General features: G+C 37.8%; 18 protein-coding genes. 3 read left to right on the top strand and 15 right to left on the bottom strand.

From position 1 onward, the window contains the following. The 3 genes from G6N06_RS18390 to G6N06_RS18400 form a co-directional block, all read left to right on the top strand. On the top strand, positions 1 to 1406 hold a 1406-nt coding region (locus G6N06_RS18390), incomplete at its 5' end, for a type I restriction-modification system subunit M (protein WP_240338105.1). Continuing rightward, on the top strand, positions 1403 to 2563 hold the full coding sequence (locus tag G6N06_RS18395; protein ID WP_163518172.1) for a restriction endonuclease subunit S: 1161 nt from the start codon (positions 1403 to 1405) through the stop codon (positions 2561 to 2563). The genes G6N06_RS18390 and G6N06_RS18395, both read left to right, overlap by 4 nt. Next, the gene (locus tag G6N06_RS18400; protein WP_163518173.1) at positions 2560 to 5667 is read left to right on the top strand and encodes a type I restriction endonuclease subunit R; all 3108 of its coding nucleotides are present in this window, start codon (positions 2560 to 2562) and stop codon (positions 5665 to 5667) included. Before G6N06_RS18395 ends, G6N06_RS18400 begins: the two co-directional genes overlap by 4 nt. Positions 5668 to 5782: 115 nt before the next feature. On the opposite strand, the gene G6N06_RS18405 is transcribed toward G6N06_RS18400, so the two are convergent. The 15 genes from G6N06_RS18405 to G6N06_RS18470 all read right to left on the bottom strand — a co-directional run bounded on the left by G6N06_RS18405 (position 5783) and on the right by G6N06_RS18470 (position 20890). Then, positions 5783 to 5959, bottom strand: coding sequence for a BF3379 family histone-like protein (locus G6N06_RS18405; RefSeq protein ID WP_163518174.1), 177 nt, complete (start codon positions 5957 to 5959; stop codon positions 5783 to 5785). Positions 5960 to 6429: 470 nt separating this feature from the next. Beyond that, entirely contained in the window at positions 6430 to 7698 is a 1269-nt protein-coding gene (locus G6N06_RS18410) for a hypothetical protein (RefSeq protein WP_163518175.1), read from the bottom strand. 23 nt (positions 7699 to 7721) lie between these two features. Next, positions 7722 to 8309, bottom strand: a complete 588-nt coding sequence (locus G6N06_RS18415) for a YceI family protein (RefSeq protein WP_163518176.1) — start codon at positions 8307 to 8309, stop codon at positions 7722 to 7724. A 374-nt stretch (positions 8310 to 8683) separates the two neighbouring features. After that, positions 8684 to 9439, bottom strand: a complete 756-nt coding sequence (locus G6N06_RS18420) for a M90 family metallopeptidase (protein ID WP_240338106.1) — start codon at positions 9437 to 9439, stop codon at positions 8684 to 8686. A 37-nt stretch (positions 9440 to 9476) separates the two neighbouring features. Beyond that, positions 9477 to 9689, bottom strand: coding sequence for a heavy-metal-associated domain-containing protein (locus tag G6N06_RS18425; protein ID WP_163518177.1), 213 nt, complete (start codon positions 9687 to 9689; stop codon positions 9477 to 9479). A 23-nt stretch (positions 9690 to 9712) separates the two neighbouring features. Beyond that, positions 9713 to 11971: a heavy metal translocating P-type ATPase gene (locus tag G6N06_RS18430; RefSeq protein ID WP_163518178.1), complete on the bottom strand. Its 2259-nt coding sequence runs from the start codon at positions 11969 to 11971 to the stop codon at positions 9713 to 9715. A gap of 571 nt (positions 11972 to 12542) precedes the next feature. Beyond that, positions 12543 to 14510 (bottom strand): heavy metal translocating P-type ATPase, encoded by a 1968-nt coding sequence (locus G6N06_RS18435; RefSeq protein ID WP_163518179.1) that lies wholly within the window; start codon positions 14508 to 14510, stop codon positions 12543 to 12545. 32 nt (positions 14511 to 14542) lie between these two features. Beyond that, on the bottom strand, positions 14543 to 15085 hold the full coding sequence (locus G6N06_RS18440; protein WP_163518180.1) for a hypothetical protein: 543 nt from the start codon (positions 15083 to 15085) through the stop codon (positions 14543 to 14545). A 170-nt stretch (positions 15086 to 15255) separates the two neighbouring features. Then, positions 15256 to 15522, bottom strand: coding sequence for a hypothetical protein (locus tag G6N06_RS18445; protein ID WP_110473888.1), 267 nt, complete (start codon positions 15520 to 15522; stop codon positions 15256 to 15258). A gap of 24 nt (positions 15523 to 15546) precedes the next feature. Continuing rightward, entirely contained in the window at positions 15547 to 15906 is a 360-nt protein-coding gene (locus G6N06_RS18450) for a SpoIIAA family protein (RefSeq protein WP_045079533.1), read from the bottom strand. A gap of 23 nt (positions 15907 to 15929) precedes the next feature. Further along, complete coding sequence (locus tag G6N06_RS19765; RefSeq protein ID WP_165586669.1) at positions 15930 to 16106, bottom strand: hypothetical protein; 177 nt, start codon at positions 16104 to 16106, stop codon at positions 15930 to 15932. Positions 16107 to 16116: 10 nt separating this feature from the next. Continuing rightward, positions 16117 to 17433: an APC family permease gene (locus G6N06_RS18455; protein ID WP_163518181.1), complete on the bottom strand. Its 1317-nt coding sequence runs from the start codon at positions 17431 to 17433 to the stop codon at positions 16117 to 16119. Between the two features lie 81 nt (positions 17434 to 17514). Beyond that, positions 17515 to 17952: a Fur family transcriptional regulator gene (locus G6N06_RS18460; RefSeq protein WP_045079535.1), complete on the bottom strand. Its 438-nt coding sequence runs from the start codon at positions 17950 to 17952 to the stop codon at positions 17515 to 17517. A 50-nt stretch (positions 17953 to 18002) separates the two neighbouring features. Continuing rightward, the gene (locus G6N06_RS18465) at positions 18003 to 20531 is read right to left on the bottom strand and encodes a heavy metal translocating P-type ATPase (protein ID WP_163518182.1); all 2529 of its coding nucleotides are present in this window, start codon (positions 20529 to 20531) and stop codon (positions 18003 to 18005) included. Further along, positions 20528 to 20890, bottom strand: a complete 363-nt coding sequence (locus G6N06_RS18470) for a SpoIIAA family protein (protein WP_163518183.1) — start codon at positions 20888 to 20890, stop codon at positions 20528 to 20530. The genes G6N06_RS18465 and G6N06_RS18470 overlap by 4 nt, the downstream gene beginning before the upstream one ends. Positions 20891 to 20903: the final 13 nt, after the last annotated feature.

Consider the following 20903-nt stretch of genomic DNA (forward strand, 5'->3'; position numbering starts at 1 on the left):
CAACTTATATAGAAGGAGGCGATGAGAGTATTAATTATGCAGAATTGTCTGATCATATCATAACACCTGAAATAAAAGAGGATGCCATTAAAACAAAAGGATATTTTATTTATCCGAGTCAGCTTTTTGTGAATGTTGCCAAAACAGCAAATACCAATACGAATCTAAACACCGATTTAAAATCCATTTTTGACGCGATTGAAGGTTCTGCCAATGGTTATCCATCCGAACCTGATATAAAAGGATTGTTTGCCGATTTTGATACGACCAGTTCGCGATTGGGAAATACGGTTGAAGGCAAAAACGACCGGTTAGCCAAAGTTTTAAAAGGTATAGAAGCATTAAACTTTGGAAATTTCGAGGACAATCAAATTGACCTTTTTGGTGATGCTTATGAATTTCTGATTTCCAACTATGCCGCCAATGCCGGAAAATCGGGAGGTGAGTTTTTTACACCGCAACACGTATCCAAACTCATTGCGCAATTGGCCATGCACGGACAGACTTCCGTCAATAAGATATATGATCCGGCAGCAGGATCGGGTTCCTTGCTGTTGCAAGCCAAAAAGCATTTTGACAACCATATTATTGAAGAAGGGTTCTTTGGGCAGGAAATAAACCATACCACCTATAACCTGGCGCGTATGAATATGTTTTTGCACAACGTGAACTATGACAAATTTAATATCGTTCTGGGTGATACGCTTCTTAATCCCCAGTTGGGCGACGATAAACCCTTTGATGCCATTGTGTCCAATCCGCCCTATTCCCTACAATGGATAGGAAGTGACGATCCTACTTTAATAAACGACGATCGTTTTGCACCTGCCGGGGTGCTGGCTCCTAAATCAAAAGCCGATTTTGCCTTTGTGTTACACGCCTTAAGTTATCTATCCAGCAAAGGAAGAGCGGCGATTGTTAGTTTCCCGGGTATTTTTTACCGTGGGGGTGCGGAACAAAAAATAAGAAAATATTTAGTAGATAATAATTATGTAGAAACCGTAATTTCTGTAGCGCCGAATCTGTTTTTCGGAACGACTATAGCGGTAAATATTCTGGTGCTCTCTAAAAATAAGACCGATAATACCACGCAGTTTATAGATGCAAGTGGCGAGGGTTTTTTCAAAAAAGCAACCAATACCAATGTGTTGACCGATAAACACATTGATAAGATTATGAAGTTATTTGATACCAAAGAAGATGTGGATCACATAGCAGTCTCGGTGGACAATGACAAAATTGCTGAAAACGATTATAACCTGTCGGTTACTTCTTATGTGGAGGCAGAAGATACGCGGGAGTTTGTTGATATTGTGGAGTTAAATGCAGAGATTTCCAAAACAGTGGCGAAGATTGACAAGCTACGTGCGGATATTGATGAAATTGTAAAGGAGATTGAAGCATGAGTTATATAGAGAAATTATTGGAGGGTGTTGAGGTGGAGTGGAAAACCTTAGATGCAATTGCTACTATAACCATTGGTGAATTTGTACGAAAAGACAGTCAAGATGAAGCTGCCGAGTTCCCTGTATATAATGGGGGGATTTCCCCAACAGGATACTACCATAGATACAATAATACGGGAAATAAAATAATCGTTAGTGCGAGAGGTGCAAATGCAGGTTTTGTAAATCGTATTTCTAAGCCATATTGGGCTGGTAACAGCTGTTATTCAATAGGTATATTGGATCTAAATATTGTGGATTGGATGTTTGTTTACTACTATTTAAAAATAAATGAAAACAAGTTAATTGGTAGTCAGCAAAAAGGGGGAATTCCTGCTATTTCAAAAAATCAAATGCAAATTTTTCAAATCCCAATCCCACCCATTTCTGTTCAAAAAGAAATTGTTCGTATTCTCGATACCTTTACAGAGCTTACAGCAGAGCTTACGGCAGAGCTTACAGCGCGTAAACAACAGTATAGTTTTTATAGAGAAGAGTTGTTGCGCTTTGAGGAGGGAGAAGTGGAGTGGAAGACTTTGGGGGAGGTTATTAAGAAATCATATTCTGGAAGTACTCCTAAAGCAGGTGATCCGAAATATTATGAAAATGGCACAATTCCTTGGCTAAGAACTCAAGAGGTTCGATTCGTAGATATCGAAAGTACAGAAATGAAAATCACTGATTTCGCTGTAAAAACCACGTCAGCAAAATGGATTCCTGTTAATTGCGTAATAATAGCTATTTCAGGAGCTACTGCAGGACGTTCGGCTATTAACAAAATTCCATTAACTACTAATCAACACTGTTTATGTTTAGATATAGATCCAAAAAAAGCATTTTATAGATATGTTTTTCATTGGGTTTATCTAAACTATCAAAATCTTAAAAATTTAGGGCGAGGCGCAAGAGGAGATCTTAATTCAAGTATCATAAGAAATTATAAAATCCCCATCCCACCCCTCGAAGAACAAGCCCGCATCGTCTCCATTCTCGATAAATTTGACACGCTCACCAGTTCCATAGCTGAAGGTTTGCCTAAGGAGATAGAGTTACGTAAAAAACAGTACGAATACTACCGAGATTTGTTGTTAACTTTTCCAAAACAAGAACACCAATGAGTAATTACAAAAGCATAGCGGAAACCAATAATTTCATCGTTCTTGATAAATACACCAAGTATTCAGAGGCGCAAGAAGCATCTGCTGTCTATCAAACAGAAGCGGCATTGGAGCGGGAATTCATTCAGGATTTAATCAATCAGGGATATGAAAATCCAACCCATCTTACTTCTATTGTAGCCATGCTGGCCAATGTTAGGGTGCAATTGCAAACACTCAATAATATGGTGTTTACAGATGGCGAATGGGCGCGTTTTGTGGAGGAATATTTGGATAAGCCAAGTGATAACCTTGTGGATAAAACCAGGAAACTGCACGATGATTATATTTACGATTTTGTTTTTGATGATGGGCATATTCAAAACATTTACTTGGTAGATAAGCAGCAGGTTGCCCGGAATAAAGTGCAAGTAATTTCGCAGTTTGAACAGAAGGGAACCAATGCCAATCGATATGATGTTACTATTTTAGTTAACGGCTTGCCTTTGGTGCAGGTAGAATTAAAAAAGCGGGGGGTGGCAATCCGCGAAGCCTTTAATCAAGTACACCGTTATACCAAGGAGAGTTTTAATAGCAATACTTCTCTATTTAAGTTTTTACAGATTTTTGTTATTTCCAATGGTACTGACAGCCGCTATTTTGCTAATACTGTAGAGCGAAATAAAAACAGCTTTGATTTTACCATGAACTGGGCAAAAGCGGATAATACGCTTATTAAAGACCTGAAAGATTTTACGGCCACATTCTTTCAGAAACACACCCTATTAAATGTGCTTCTCAATTATTCGGTATTCGATACAAGTGATGTACTTCTTGTTATGAGGCCGTATCAAATTGCAGCTACAGAAAGAATCTTATGGAAAATAGAAAGTTCCTATCAGGCGAAAACTTGGTCTAAACCTGAAAGTGGCGGTTTTATTTGGCACACCACTGGCTCGGGTAAAACACTCACCAGTTTTAAAGCGGCACGACTCGCCACACAATTGGATTTTATTGATAAAGTATTCTTTGTGGTAGACCGTAAGGATCTGGACTATCAAACCATGAAAGAGTATCAACGTTTCTCTCCGGATAGTGTGAATGGTTCGGACAGTACTGCAGGCTTAAAGCGGAATATTGAAAAAGATGACAATAAGATTATTGTCACCACGATTCAGAAATTGAATAACCTGATGAAAGGTGAAAATGATTTAGACATTTATCAAAAACAGGTAGTTTTCATTTTTGATGAAGCCCATCGCTCCCAATTTGGAGAAGCTCAAAAGAATCTTAAAAAGAAATTTAAAAAGTATTATCAATTTGGCTTTACAGGAACGCCGATTTTCGCTCAAAATGCTTTAGGATCCGAAACCACAGCAAGTGTATTTGGTCGTGAATTACATTCGTACGTTATCACGGATGCCATTAGAGATGAAAAAGTGCTAAAGTTTAAAGTGGATTATAACGATGTACGTCCACAGTTTAAAGGAATAGAAACCGAAATCGATGAAAAAAAGCTAAGTGCTGCCGAAAACAAAACAGCTTTGCTTCATCCTGCTCGTATCAAAGAAGTATCTCAATACATTTTACAGAATTACAGACAGAAAACACATAGAACCAAAGGTGGAAACAGTGGCTTTAATGCCATGTTTGCAGTGAGTAGCATAGATGCGGCAAAGGCTTATTATGAGGAATTAAATAATTTACAAAAGGAAAGCGATAAGCCATTAAAAATAGCGACGATTTTCTCCTTTGCAGCCAACGAAGAGCAAAGTGCCATAGGTGAAATATTGGATGAAAGCTTTGAGCCTACTGCCATGAACAGCAGTGCAAAAGAGTTTTTAACTAAAGCTATTGAAGATTATAACAACCTATTTAAAACCAGTTTTGGCGTTGAAAGTAACGCATTCCAAAACTATTATCGCGATCTGGCAAAACGTGTAAAAAATAAAGAGGTTGATCTGATTATTGTAGTAGGTATGTTCTTAACGGGATTTGATGCACCTACGCTCAACACATTATTTGTAGATAAAAACCTGCGCTATCATGGTTTAATGCAAGCCTTTTCGCGTACCAACCGTATTTTTGACGCCTCCAAAACCTTTGGTAATATCATTACCTTCCGTGATTTGGAAAAAGCTACCATTGATGCCATTACATTATTTGGAGACAAAAACACCAAAAATGTAGTCCTTGAAAAGAGCTATAAAGAATATTTGGAAGGCTTTACAGATATTGTCACTGGGGAAGCGCGAAGAGGTTATACAGAAGTGGTTAAGGAACTGAATGAAAGGTTTCCGGATCCTGACGAAATAGCTACCGAGGCAGATAAAAAGGATTTTACAAAACTCTTTGGAGAATACCTGCGTGTTGAAAACATACTACAGAATTACGACGAATTTGTCCATCTTAAAGCACTTCAAGAAATAGACATTAACGATAAGGAAGCTCTTGAAACCTTTAAGGAAAAACATTTTATAACAGATGAGGATATAGCCTCCATGCAAAAGATTGAAATGTTGCCTGAAAGAACTGTGCAGGATTATCGATCTACTTATAATGATATCCGCGATTGGTTAAGAGAGCAGAAAAAAGGAAAAGAAGCAGAAGAATCAACTATTGATTGGGATGATGTAGTCTTTGAAATTGACCTGCTTAAATCGCAAGAAATAAACCTGGATTATATTCTTGAATTGATATTTGAGCAAAATAAAGAGACCAAAGATAAAGCGTCTTTAACTGAAGAGGTTCGTCGGGTGATTCGTGCAAGTATAGGCAACAGAGCAAAAGAGAGTTTAGTAGTTGATTTCATTAATGATACTGACCTTGACAGCATTCAAGATAAAGCGAGCATTATAGATGCGTTCTTTTCCTATGCCCAAGAAAAACAGAAATCCGAGGCTACAGAATTAATTGTAGATGAAAATCTAAATGAGGAAGAAGCAAAACGCTATCTGCTTGCCTCTTTAAAGCGGGAATTTGCCAGTGAACACGGGACAGAACTCAATGCTATTTTGCCGAAAATGAGTCCTTTGAATCCACAGTATTTGACAAGAAAGCATAATGTTTTTCAAAAGATAGCTTCGTTTGTGGAGAAGTTTAAAGGGGTTGGGGGCCAAATTTAAATTTTTTATAGAAATAACCCCTCCAGGTTTGAAGGGGTTTGTGATTGTAATTGGATTATAAGAAGCATTAAAATTCTAATTGCTTTGCTTAGAATTTTCACAACGTTCTTAATGCTTATTTCTTTGATTCCGCAATGGAAACCTTACGGAATTCCTTCAATAGTTTCTCTAATGCCAATGACGATTTTCTAGCTCTTGTTCCCGCTGATTTATTTCCGCTTTCTAACTGCGATTTAGCGTCACTTTCAAATGATTCAAAAGTGCTTTGCATGTTCTCAATAAGTTCTTTCATAAAATTTGTCTTTTAATTTATTTTAATGAGCGAAAATATGGTTATTCAGCCTAAATACCCTGCAATAGTTCAATAAAATTAGGCGTATGGCTATTTCATCAAAGTTTCTATGATTTCTCGCTAATTCCTTTTAAAACTTCTACTCTATTTCTAATCTTGTACTTATCTAGTTCTATATTTAAACAATCTACCTGATCAGGATATCCTCGCAGCTGAAATAATCGGGAATAATGAGACGGGACTGAATAGTTTTAGAGAAAAAATGGAAAGGATTAATTGAGAGTTGAAATGAAGATCACTGTTACGCAGAATTAGCTAAGCACAGGAATTTGACTAATTTAAAAATTTATTAATTGGTTTTTCTCAAAGGGGGCGTCGGTTGATTAAAACATTTTACCAACAAAAAAACCTCATTCATTTAGTGACTACTAAATAAATGAGGTTAGTTACTATTAACAATTCTCTGTTTGTTAGAAACTAATTACAGCCTCAGCCATTAATCCATTGAATTTGCCCTCATTAAGGATGCTTCCAACGTTGAAACCATCATACTTTTGATTGACATATTCAGCTTTAAGGAGAATGTTTCTGGTCATAAACCAGCCTGCTCCTAATTGAAATCTTGAAATTTCCACATCACTTCCACTGATATCCTCAGAATCTACTTGGTTATAACGACCACCTAGGTAGAAGTTTTCGGTGTTACCGAATCTATAGATCAATTCAGCAGCATACTGATTTGCAACTCTTTTTTCTGGTTCAGCAGCACCTTTTCCTTTTGCTGATTCCACTGTTCCGAAGAACTCCAATCCTTTATACTTTATGAAAGGATTAAACATGATAGCAGTTATCTGATTGCTCAACCTTGGGTCATAGCGACCAGATCTAAAAGAAGTTTTAGTTGTTGCAGTTGTAGGTGAAAGCACTAAATAATATCTAGAGCCTGCTCTATCTGCACTGTAAAGGTATGAATTGGCAACTTTACCTGTGTTGTATATAGAGCCAGTCAATCTGAATCGTAGATCATCATTAATTTGTTTATCATAACCTAATTTCGCTAAAAATGAAGCACCACCCGTATCAGGTTTATCCACAGATTGATTCAATTTACCGTTAGAAAAACCTACCATTCCGATGAATCCATCACGTTGATAGTAAACTTCAGCACCTACTTCTGTGGTAAACCCATCCATGATCAAGTTTCCTACAAAAGGGTTATAAATTGCTTGAGCATTATCAGTTCTTCTGAAATGCGCATCTCCATAGTTGTTTTCCATGTGTCCAACTTTAATGGTAGCGTACTTCATGATATCTTCCATAAAACCTGGCTTTATAAACTCAAGCTTATCAATTTGAAAATACCCTCCTTTTACATAAGGTTCTGGGTGGTTTCGTGATGACAAATAGGTGCGCAAATGCATTCTAATTCCATCATATAGTGCCACATCCAAATCAAGGTTTGCTGTCGCCAAGTTAAAATTTGAACCGATTGCAATCAAATCAACTGCTCCAGAGTTTTCATGATCTACCGCTTGAAACTGAAGGGTAGATGAGCCACCAATTCTCACTTTTACATTTTCAAACGTAGAAATAATATCTTTTGAAGCTTCAAAAACATTAATTCCGCTTTTGTCTGGTTCTCTGTAATTGTCAAGACTTCGATTGTTTTTTTGAGCGTAAGTATGAACTCCTACAAGAAGTAATAATGCGATTGCTGAGTTTTTAATAATTGTTTTCATAATTATATGTTTAATTTATTTTATTATTTATTTAGAATGGTATTGAATTTAATAGTTACTTCATCTCCGGTAGAAATAGTGCCAAGAAGAGCTTTAGGAGGATCTATGCCATAATCAGTCATTTTAAAGGCTTTCTTGCCTTTTAAAGTCACTTTATTGGAGGTAGCGAGTATGTCTAAGCTTATGTTTTGTTTCTTAGTCACTCCAGCTATGGTCAAATTTCCAGTGACTTCAACTTTATAGTTATCATTTCCTGAAGCTTTAATTTCTTTTACCTCAGTGAGCTGAAAGATAATGGATTTGTGTTTTTCTGTATTTAGGGCTTTATAAGCGTTTTTGTCCATTCCGCCTTTACCACTTTTAAGGCTTTCAGACGTAACCTCAAGGGTCAATTTTTCGATCTTTAATTCATTTGTAAAGTTTAAGACTATTTGACCTTTTTGTTGTTTGGCATCAATATCCCAATCATGTAGACTTGAGGTTCCGGAAACAGTAAGTTTAGAATCCTGGTTATTCAAATTATAGGTTTGTGAATAAATTTGTGGCGTCGATAAGATGAGCATAACCAATAGGCTCAATAGATTTTTAGTAATATTTTTACTGGTTACCATAATAGTATGCTTTAATAATATGATGCAAATTTGGGCAATAAATAGCCAATAAATCATGATAAATATCATTGTTGAAAATGAAGAAATAATAGTGTAATATGTGGGGAAGTAGATAGTAGGGAATAAGAAAAAATACAGATATCTATTTTGCTTCTGTTAAGGAAAAAAAATGTTTTTATTCAAAAAAAAGTATGAGCTGATTTGAACTTGAAAAAAAAAAATTAGGAACAGAAGGGTATTTAAATAATATCCCAACGATTAAAGTTAAGAGGCCGAATGCCAACTAAACCCAGCGTTCTAACAATAAATTAAGCAATTCTGAAGACTCTAAATCCAACTCACTTTCACTTCTAATTTTTTCGATTAAAATCCCTCTAATTAACTTTGACCAATTTCTGATTAAAACATTTTACCAACATTTTATAGAGCTCTGGATGCTTCCTTTTAAGTAAATCTGGACGCTCGAAAAAATATTCCGAAGCTACCGCAAAAAATTCAGCTTGATTTGTACCTCCATATTTTCTAATATCAGATTTGTTGTCATTTATGGCCTCCATTTCTTTGTGGATTAAATTTAACCAAGGAATAGTGTATTGATGTTCTAACAACCGCTCTGGTACTCCATCTACTCTATCATCCATTTTATCAATAAGATGTACAAATTCATGGATTGCAGTATTGCTTTTATCAGTTGTATTATTGAAACCGTGATACAACGCTTTCTTTGATAAAATCATTTGCTTCTCAAAACGTCCGTTCCCGACTATTCCTCCAATATTACGTGAGTTATCCTTACTGCTAAATTGCATATCCTCATTAAAATTATCTGGATATAAAAGTATTCCGCTTAAATTGGTGTAATGCCATTCTTTAAAGCCAAACACGGGTATTACCGCACTCGCAGCAATTAGAATTTTATCGAGCTCTTCCAATTCCAATTTCACTCCGTCAATATAGACTTCGCTCAAAAATTGCATCATTCGCTGTTGAAAAACAAGTTGCCTGCCTTTAGAAAGATTTCTATAATAAAGAACATTCTCCAACAATAATTTGTGCCAATGATATGGAAAAGGTTGGACTCTCCGACGTTTTGCTTTTCGATAAAAATGAATAACAAACAGGAGAATCACAACCTAAATTAAAACATAAGCCATATTGAAAGAGGAATTAATCCACAGGTTCAGCTTTAAAGCCTACTTTTTGCAATGTTGTCTTTATATCTTCTTCTGAAGCACCATCACTTTCTATGGTTAAAATTTTATCAGGATTGGCGGTATCCACTTTCCAACTTTCAACACCTTCTTGCTTATTTAAAAAAGGAGTTACTTTTGAAACACAACCACCACAATTGATATTCGTTTTAAATTTTAAAGTTTTCATCGTATTTGAATTTATAATTAATATTAAAGGTTTACTCGTTTAAGTCTTAAACTATTTGCAACTACAGAGACACTACTGAATGCCATTGCTGCTCCTGCAATCATTGGGTCTAATAAGAACCCATTTACTGGATACAGAACTCCTGCCGCAATTGGGATTCCAATAATATTATAGATGAACGCCCAAAATAGATTCTGACGTATGCCCAATACGGTTCTTTTTGATAGTTCCAACGCTTTAGGAATGGATTGCAAATCTGATGTTATCAAGGTCATTTTCGCGACGTCCATTGCTATGTCTGAACCTTTACCCATTGCGATACTCACATTGGCTTGTGCCAAAGCGTGGGAGTCATTGATACCATCGCCAACCATAGCAACTATTTTTCCTTCCCCTTGTAATTTCTCAACAAAAGCGGCTTTTTCAGAAGGCATTACTTCTCCTTGATAATTTGTTATCCCTAATTGTTTTGCGACAGCAGCTGCGGTTTTATTATTATCTCCCGTAAGCATATAGACCTCAATGCCTCTTTCTTGAAGCGTTGCTATGGCCTTTTTTGAAGTTTCCTTAATCTTGTCTGCAATAGCGAGTATCGCCAACACCTCTTTTTCATTGCCAAGGAAAATGACTGTTTTCGATTGCTCTTCAAGACTTTCTGCTGTTTGCATCAAGGAAGTATCGATTTGAATATTTTTCTCAAGCATTAGTTTATGATTTCCAACATAGTATTGTGAACCATTTTCTGTTTGAGCTTTTACACCTTTGCCTGTAATGCTTTCAAAAGAAGTCATTTCAGCTTTTCCAATATTCTCATCCTTTAAGTGATTGACTACCGCTTCTGCCAAAGGGTGTTCTGATTGTGCTTCTATTGCCAAAAGAATTTGCTTGTATTGATTTTGATCTTCAAGTTTATCCCTCCAAAATATATCAGTTACTAAAGGTTTTCCTTCCGTAATTGTGCCAGTTTTATCAAGAATGACAGCATTCACTTTATAACCGAGTTCTAAACTTTCGGCATCTTTTATAAGAATATTATTTTCAGCACCTTTTCCGATACCCACCATTATGGCGGTAGGGGTCGCCAACCCCAATGCACAAGGACAAGCTATTACCAATACAGCTACAGAAGTCAATAAAGCTTGAGAAAATCCGTTTTCGCCACCAACTGACATCCAAACAATAAATGTAATAATAGATATACCTAAAACGACAGGAACAAATATTCCAGCAATTTTATCTACCAGTTTCTGAACAGGCGCTTTGCTTCCTTGTGCGTCCTGAACCATTTTAATGATTTGGGACAGCAAGGTTTCTCCACCTACTTTTTCGGCAGTAAACTGGAAACTACCTTTTTGGTTTACCGTTCCTGCGAAAACTTTTTCATCCTTTGTTTTTTCTACAGGAACAGGCTCTCCCGTAATCATACTTTCATCAACATAAGAGCTTCCTTTGGAAACTTCTCCATCCACAGGAATCTTCTCTCCTGGACGTACCAATATCGTCTGACCTACTTGAACAGCCGAAATAGAAATTTCCTTTTCTTCCCCGTTTTCAATAATCTTTAGCGTTTTGGGTTGTAAACCCATCAGCTTTTTAATGGCTGAAGAGGTATTGGATTTTGCCTTTTCTTCCAAGAGTTTCCCCAAGGAAATAAAGGTTATAATGACAGTAGCCGCCTCATAATAGACGTGAGGCTCGATACCACGACTCAACCAAAATTCAGGAAAAAAGGTGTTGAAAACACTAAACAAAAATGCAATTCCGGTACTCAAGGCCACCAAGGTATCCATATTCGCCTTACCGTGTTTGGCTTGCTTGAAAGCATTGATAAAAAAGCTACGACCAAACCAAAATAGAATAGGGAAAGCCAATAGTAAAGAAATCCACTTACCTGGTTCCCATTGCATAAAAAACATTCCTAATACAAAAATTGGAAGCGTAAGAATGGCTGACCAAATAGTGCGATTTTTTATGTCTTGATAGTGCTTTTGCTGTAGTTCTTGTTGTACTTCCGAAGGATTCTCCGCATCAATGATAATATCATAGCCCACTTCGCGAAGTGCATTTTGAAGTTGATTAGGACTCAACTCTTTGTCGTACTCTACAAGAACAGAGCTATTGGCAAAATTTACGCTTGCATCAAAAACGCCTTTCGTATGTTTTAATACAGATTCAACGCTTGCTGCACACGATGCGCAGGTCATTCCTGTAACCGGGAATGATTCTTTTATTCCTTGTTTATGGCTCTTTTCTTTGGTTTCAAATATGTTAATTGTCTCCATAGTCCTATTCTAATTTGTACTCTGCAAATTTCAGGATTAAAAGACTTTAATGTATTATGTTATTTGCTGAATGATTTGTAGAATTTGCTGAATTCGGTTCATCTATTGCAAAAGCGTTGTATCTAAACAGATATAAAATACTTTAGGAACTGTAAGAACAGTACAAAGCAGATTAACAGGATAACAACGATTAGAATACCAATCCAAATTATTTTATCTTTTTTGGTAATGCTATTTTTTACAGACGGTACTTTAGTGTTTTTTTTATTTCGTCTATCTCGTCTATTTCGTCTATTTTCTAACATAGAATATCATTTTTGCTATGAACCAACCAACCAATCAACCACTTCCACTTCATCTGCTGTAACCCCAAAAATTATATTCTCGCAGTTAATCAATGCTTATGAATATTCCCTTTTAACACAAAAAGTATAATAGGATTGCGGCTATTACCACAAAAACTATTGCAAGAACCCCAAAGAACTTATCTTTTTTTTGTGATTTTGTTATTCGATGATTTACTAACCTTTTTATTTCTTTTATTTCTCTGTTTTTGATACATTGTTTTTGATTATTTCCACTTCATCTTCTGCAACCTAACAGCATTTAAGATAGCCAACAAAGCCACTCCCACATCTGCAAATACAGCTTCCCACATTGTTGCCAGACCGCCTGCTCCCAAAATAAGTACCACAGCTTTTACTCCAAAAGCAAGCGCAATATTTTGATATACACTACGTCTGGTTGAACGTCCTATTTTAATTGCCTTGGCAATTTTGCTTGGTTGGTCTGTTTGGATGATAACGTCTGCGGTCTCAATGGCGACATCGCTACCTAAACCACCCATTGCAATACCTACATCACTTACTGCCAAAACTGGCGCATCGTTGATGCCATCGCCAATGAACGCCACTTTGTTATCGTTTTCGGACATTAGTTTTTCGACTTCCTTCAATTTATCTTCTGGAAGCAATCCGCCTTTTGCGGTATCGATGCCCATTTCTTTTGCGACTTGTTGCGTAATGGAATCCTTATCGCCTGAAAGCATTATGATTTTGGAAATTCCTGATTCCCTAATTTGCTCAATGGCTTCGTGTGCATCATCCTTTAGCTCGTCTGCAATGATTACATAGCCTGCAAATTTGCCTTCAATGGAAACCATCACGATAGATTCTACAATGTTGTCGGTTTCAGATGGAACTTCGATATTGTTTGAAATCATCAATGGTTTATTCCCAACCAATACGGTTTTGCCGTTTACTGTTCCCTTTAAGCCTTTTCCTGCTATTTCACTTACTTCGGAAGCTTGAAAATCTTTGCCATCAGCTTTATATTCCATAATGGCCTTGGCAATGGGATGGGTGGATTGTTCTTCCATCGCTATTAGGTATTTCATCATTTCGGCTTCGCTCAATGACCCATCCCTTAAAACAATATTTTTTATCTTGAAAACACCTTTGGTCACCGTTCCCGTTTTATCCATAACTACGGTATTTACCTTCGTCATTTCATCCAAATAAGATGCGCCTTTGAACAGAATACCATTTTTTGAAGCTGCTCCCAATCCACCAAAATAGCCCAACGGAATAGAGATAACCAAAGCACAAGGACAGGAAATAACCAAGAAAATCAAGGCTCTATATAACCAATCGCTAAAGACATAATCGTCCACAAAAAAGTAGGGTAGAAATGTCAGGGCAATTGCCAAGAATACCACGATAGGCGTATAGATTTTTGCAAACTTTCTAATGAACAATTCGGTCTTTGATTTCCGTGCGGTGGCGTTTTGCACCATATCCAAAATTCTTGCAATAGAACTATCCTTAAATTCTTTGGTAGTTTCTATTTCAATTACACCGTCCAAGTTTATGCTTCCAGCAAATACTTTTTCTCCTTTTGCAATGGTGTCAGGTTTGCTTTCGCCCGTTAATGCTGCGGTATTGAACGAGCCTTTTTCGGACAATAAAATACCATCCAAAGGAATTTTTTCGCCCACACGGACTTGCACCTTTTCGCCAATAGCAACGGTTTCGGGATTTACAGAAACATAATTGTTGTTTCTATAGACGAGGGCTTCATTAGGTCGTACATCCAGTAATGCCTTGATGCTTCCCTTGGCTTTTTTAACGGCGGCACTTTGAAACAATTCGCCTACTGCATAAAACAACATTACTGCCACACCTTCGGGATATTCGCCAATGGCGAATGCACCTATGGTTGCGATGGACATCAATAAAAACTCGGTAAAGAAATCGCCATTTTTGATGCTTTTCCAACCTTCAACAATAACGGGAAACCCAACGGGAATATAGGCTACAACGTACCAAATTATTCGGACCCAACCCGTGAAAAATGGGAAGGCATCGAAAAAATCGACGGCAATACCCGCAATCAGCATTACAAAGCTGAAAATTGCTGGTACATAAACTTTAAATTTCACTATGCTTTCTGCGCTGCTTTGGTTGTGGGCATCATTGCGCTTGTGAGTATCTGAAGAAGTTTTATTCAAATCTCTTAAATTGACTTTCTTTTTTTTCATTAGTTTGATAATAATTTTATTTTAATTCACAGTTATTCCAATCTCAACACCAATTGCGCAAACTGCACTTCTATGGTATCATCGATACCCTCTATTAAGAAATCCAAACCAGTATTTGAAACCAATAATTGTCCGGTTGCACTTATCAAGCAGGACATACTTACTCCTTGTTCTATATGGGTAATGGTTGCTTTAAATTGTGATTTAAAGGATTTTCCTTGATAAGTAACATCTATCAGCCAATTAAAGTTGATAGGGTCGTGCCGTTTTGATAAAAAATCCTGTGATGGAATAGTGCCCGTGAACCGAAGCATCAAAGGGGCTTCCTGCTGTTGTAAAATGGTATTGATTTCAGGAATATCTGTTGATAAAGTCTTAAGGTCGAATACACCATTAACCACTTTGGAATCATAATCAAGATATAAGGCCAATTTATGGCTTTCTGCCTTGACGGGTTTAGAGTTAACCAAAGTCATCATCATAATATGACCTTCTTCAGTTGTATAAATTTTTTGGGCGTTTACTTTATAATAACTAACCAACAAGATTATTAAAATACAATGTTTAACATTCATAATATCCATCTTTAATTGTATAATTAAAAAATAGCAGCTTCTACTTTTGCTTTTAATGCTATTAATCATTTTGCTTTAAGAAGCATCATAAAAGCTGCCTACTATTAATTAAGTTTTCACTTAATTTATTTTAAATAAAAAATTTCACTCTTTCACATAACCACTTACCGCTATTTATTATCTATATCCTTTTCTCTTTTACCGAAATAATACATCAGAGCAACACTTGCACCTAATAGTCCAAACAGAATATTCTCGAAAATTTGATTCCCATTGATATTCACAATTTCAATGAAATTATTTATTAAATATTGCCACCAATTAATTTCATAATTCTGACTGCTAATCGTGAAAATTGTTATCCCCAAAGGTTGAAGGATAAAAACACCTATGGCAAACCCAATTAGTATGGTAATAAGAATATTCTTTTTATTCATCGTCTGTCTTTTACGGAAGTAAGCTTACTGGCTCTCAATCCAACTTTTGGCATCTTCCTTTTGGTCTATATTGAAATACTTAATTTCGGCGTTGGTAAAAGGCTTCATAAATTGGGTTATCCATTCTTGCCATTTTTTATCTCCTACCATTGCTATTTTTTCATAGTCTCTGGCGTGGGCCGTATCCATTTTGAGGTCTTCCCATAAACTAGGCAAGTCCCAACCCGTAAAATTGTCCATCTCAAAATACCAACGAACCTTCATCCCCTTGTCCAGTATAGCGTGGATAAGTGGATGGATTTTTTCGATGTCTTCTTTTCTCAATTTGCCCGAAGCTTTTGTTGCAACAATATTTTTTTCCTTTAACTCAATTATCTGTAACATTTTATATAGTTTTTAATTAATTATTATCCTTCTAAATCGTAAAACCATTCTTCAGCCATTACAATTGCTTTTTTGATGGCCTTTTCTTTTGAAAAGTCTTCCTTTTCGATTAATTCTTTCGCAATTTCAATTGCCTTTTTTCTTACCGATGGATTAAGGGTGTCAAGCTCTGCTCTAAATTCTTCAAATGTCCAGTCCATAAAAAATATATTAGTGGTTAAACAATTCCTTTTCCTTTTCGGGGTCTATATCTTTTTTTTCTCTTTTATCCAAAAAATAATCCAGCAAGATACCTACTACAATCGCTCCCACAAACGCGGCATAAACTTTCCAATCAAATTGTATGACCAAAGAGAGGCTTATGATTATCGCCAAAATTGGCAGTATCGGAACTTTCCCAACAGATAAAGGAACTTTAAAGGGCCTGTCTTTATCTGGTGCTCTGAAACGCAATACGATAAGGGCAATGTTCACGGCGACAAAGACGAGCAACGCACCCAATGACGACATTCCCGCTACGATTTTAATATCGCCCAATAGCATAAAACCCGCAACTGCCGCCATAACCACAATGGTAGTAACCCACGGCACTTTATGTGCATTGGTTTTGGTCATAAATTTCGGAAGTTCGCCCACGCTTGCCATTCCAAACAGCAGCCTGCTGATAGAGATAATACCGCTAAAGGCCGCATTGGCAGTAGCAAAAAGTGCTGCGACCGCCAATGTCACGGGCAACCAACTGTTGAGATTTGATGCCGCAAGTGAAAGTGGCGAATCTACTTTTGCCAGTTCTGACGGGTCGGCAATGTTAAGTACCGTAAAAGCTATGAGCAGATAGATAACGGTTGTAAAAACCATTGTCAGTAGAAAGGCACGAGGAATGGTCTTGCCAGAGTTTTTTACTTCAGAACCCAATGCAGCCATATGCTCAAAACCTGTATAGACAAAAAACAAGGTTGCGGTAGCCGCCAAAGTACCGGAAAAGGATTCAACTTTAAAAAATTCAGCCTTTGGCGGGCCAGTTTCTGCAAGCCCGACCACAATAAGAATGAACAATCCCAAAAGTTGTATGCTAACCATTATAATATTGGCAGTAGATGATTTCTTGATTCCCGTAATGCTTATCAATGAAAGAATTATCAATACGCCATAACTTATCAATAGGGAAGGCACACTAAAAAAAGTGTTGAAATAACCTGAAAAGGCCAGCAATACAGCGGCTATCGTGGCAGAACTGTGAAAGGCAATTGTCCAGCCAGTGAGAAAGGAAGGAATGTCAATTTTCGGAAACGCTTTGCGTACAAAAATGAATTCGGCACCTGCATTGGGATAGGTAGAGGATAACTCTGCATAAGACAATGCCGAAACGCTGGCAGCAATTGCAGCGAAAACAAAACTCAACCAAAGGTCGGTACCTGCTTGTCCAGCTGCTGCGCCTATGACAGTATATATTCCTGCACCCACGATAGTGCCTACTCCATAAAAGGTAAGGCGAATTGTTCCCAATGATTTTTTTAATTCTGCCATAATATTTTTTAAGTTAGAGAAGGTGGAAGAAACCTGAACCTGACCATTGGACCCAAGGGTTCAGAATTCTGAAACTTCCATCTAATATTTTTGCCTGCATTTTTCACATATTCCCTTTAATATCAGGTTCACATTTCTCACTTCATAATCGTCTGGCAAGCTTTCTTTCGATATCTTATTCGGTAAACAGATTGTTCTTCTGCAATCGGTACAATGAAAATGCAGATGTAAATCTATACCGTATTTATCTTTGGCGTTTTCATCAGAAATAGCATATTTTGCCACTCCGACCCCATCATTAATCTGATGAATCAGCCCTTTATCCTCGAAAATCTTGAGATTTCGATAAAATGTCGTTCTGTTTGCTGTTTTATTGGTTTCGCTCTTTTGAACAAAAGCCTTTTTCAAATCGGAAAAGGACACGGCACTTTGCTTCCTTTTCAGGAACTTGTATATCTTCAACCTCATTTGAGTAGGTCGAATACCGTGATTTAATAGTATCTTTTCCGTTTTAGTCATTGCAATATTAATTCAAAAGCAAACCCTTTTTTCAAAACATATATTTGATGCTATTTCTTATAAGCCAAAAGCCTTAACGCATTAAAAACCACAAGTAATGTTGAGCCTTCGTGGATGACCACTGCAATACCGATATTGGCCCAACCCATAATGGTCGATGGGATAAGCAATGCCACAATACCGAGGCTTACCCAAAGGTTTTGCTTGATAATTGCCTTTGCCTTCCTGCTCAAGCCTATGGCAAAGGGCAGGGTTTCCAATTTATCGGCCATTAGGGCAATGTCTGCAGTTTCCAAGGCCACATCACTGCCCGCTGCACCCATTGCGATACCTACTGTGCTGTTTGCCATTGCAGGGGCATCGTTCACACCGTCGCCTACCATTGCGACTTTGGATTCCTGTTCTTTTAATTTTTTAATGGCATCTACCTTTTCCTCTGGCAACAGGCTTCCCCAGGCATCGGTCAACCCAATTTCTTTAGCAACGGCATCGGCAACCTTTTGATTATCCCCGGTTAGCATTATCATCCGCTTGATACCGATTTCCTTTAATTTTTTCAGTGTTTCCTTGGCCGCTTCCCGTGGGGTGTCCATCAGGGCGATGATACCTATATATTCTTTGTTCCTTCTTATGAGCATCGTAGTATTTCCACCACCTTCAAGTTCTTTTACTTTATTCGATATATCTTCGGATGGTTTTGCTTCATCGAGGTCTTCGTACAAGTCAAGGTTTCCAATATAGATTTTATCCTTGCCCAAAGAAGCTTTGATACCTTTTCCGAGAACTGCTTCCAAATCTGACGCATCGATAATATCAGTACCTTTCAGACGCTCTTTCCCATCCCTTACGACGGCTTTGGCCAAAGGGTGGTCGCTCAAGTTTTCAACGGCAACGGCTATCTTTAACAGTTCATTTTCTTCAATATCCCCCAATGGTACTACTTCGGTAAGTTTGGGCTTGCCTTCGGTAAGCGTGCCTGTTTTATCAAAAGCCAAAGCGGTTATGACCCCTAAATCCTCAAGTGGTCGCCCACCTTTGATGAGCACGCCGCCACGTGCTGCCCTTGCCACACCGCTCAATACGGCACTTGGTGTTGAAATGGCCAGTGCACAGGGACTTGCAGCTACCAATACCGCCATTGCACGATAAAAGCTGGCACTAAACGGTTCGTCAATGACCAGAAAGGCAAAGAGTAGGATACCAACCAGTATCAGTACGGATGGCACAAAGTATTTTTCGAACTTATCGGTCAGCAGTTGCGTGGGGGACTTCTGGGTCTGTGCCTCGTTGACCAATTTGACCAGTCGGGACAGGGTAGAGTCTTTGGCTTCTTTGATTACCTTTATTTCCAGCGTGTTATTACCGTTGATAGTTCCGGCAAATACCCGATTTTCATCCTTGATATCATCGTCTGCCGAATAGTCCCTGCCTGTATCTTCCACGGGAAGTTTATCCACGGGTACACTTTCCCCAGTAATAGGGGCCTGGTTTACACTGCTTTTTCCGTTGACCACGACGCCATCTGCGGATATTTTACTATTGGGCTTGACCACTATAATATCGCCAATACTCAATTGCTCAATTCCAACTTCTTCGGTCTTGCCATCTTTTTTAAGCAATGCTGTTTTTGGTGCAAGGTCTGCAAGCGCAGCAATGCTTTTTCTTGCTTTGTTCATTGCGTAATGTTCCAAGGCGTGCCCAAGGCTAAATAAAAACAACAACAGTGCACCTTCTGCCCATTCTCCCAGAATGGCGGCACCAATGGCAGCGACCAGCATTAAAAAATCAATTTCAAAACCACCCTTGGCCACAGTTTGAACCGCTTCCTTGGCCGTAAAGAAACCACCGAAAAAGTACGCGCCAATGTACAAAGTAAGACTGACCCAATCCGGGATGGATTCCACATAAGAAAGCCCGAAACCTATCCCGAGAAGTGCCCCACAGATAATGGAAAAAATAAGCTCCGTATTTTTACCGAAAACCCCACCGTGGGCGTGCTCTTCTCCTTCCTCGTGGGTCTCGCCCTCCTTGTGCTCGTGGCCCTCTGTGGAAGTTTGCTCTTTAGTATCTTCCTTCTTTGAACGTTCCTGTTTTTTTTTGGATGCTTCGGTGTAATTATTTTCGTTTGAAGAACTCCGCTTAACCTGAAGGTCTTCCTTTTCAATCTGTTTACTTATTTCATCAAAATTTGTTTGCTTTTTATCAAACTCAAGGCGCACCATTCCAGAGACCGAAACGGAAGCCTCCAAAACCCCATTGATTGCCAAAAGACTTTTCTCTATGGAACGTGCCTGTCTTGTATGTCTGATTCCTTTAACCTCTATGAGCAAATGCCCGTATTTTTCGGTAATCTCGGCACCCGTCTGTTCTGCGAGAGATTGAATGCGGTCTATAGAAATGATATCGGGGTCATAATGAAAACAGAGCTGTGGTGTGTCATCTTCCTTTGTATCGGCAACGTGTACTTTTTCGATGCCCTCTTTAGCCTGTAATTCTTTTATAAGCCGCTCAACACAAGTATCTTTTTCGTTTGGAACTTGCGGAAGGATAACTGGAATTTTTAGTTGTATTTTTTTCATTTTTTACTATTTTTTTTTATCCATTCTTTGGCATCGTCTTTTTCTTCTGGCTTATAAAATTTTATATGAGCTTCTGAAAAAGGAAGCAATGCCTCGGTAAATTGCTCCTGCCATTTAACGCTACCCACTAAAGCAACACGCTTTAAATGCGTTTCATTCGGAAGATTCAATTCAATGCCCTTCCAATAGGCACTTACCGTCCAGCCTTCAAAATTTTGCATTTCAATGTACCAGAACACTTCCTGATAGGCATTTATATGTTCTGTTAAGACCGGTATCAAGTTCTCATAATCCTTGGCATCCAGCTTGTTTTCAGCCACCATATATACCGTAGCTTCTTTTTTATAGATTGTTATCATTGCTCATTATTTA

Origin of the sequence: Gelidibacter japonicus, assembly GCF_010725055.1 — a bacterium.
GTDB lineage: Bacteria > Bacteroidota > Bacteroidia > Flavobacteriales > Flavobacteriaceae > Gelidibacter > Gelidibacter japonicus.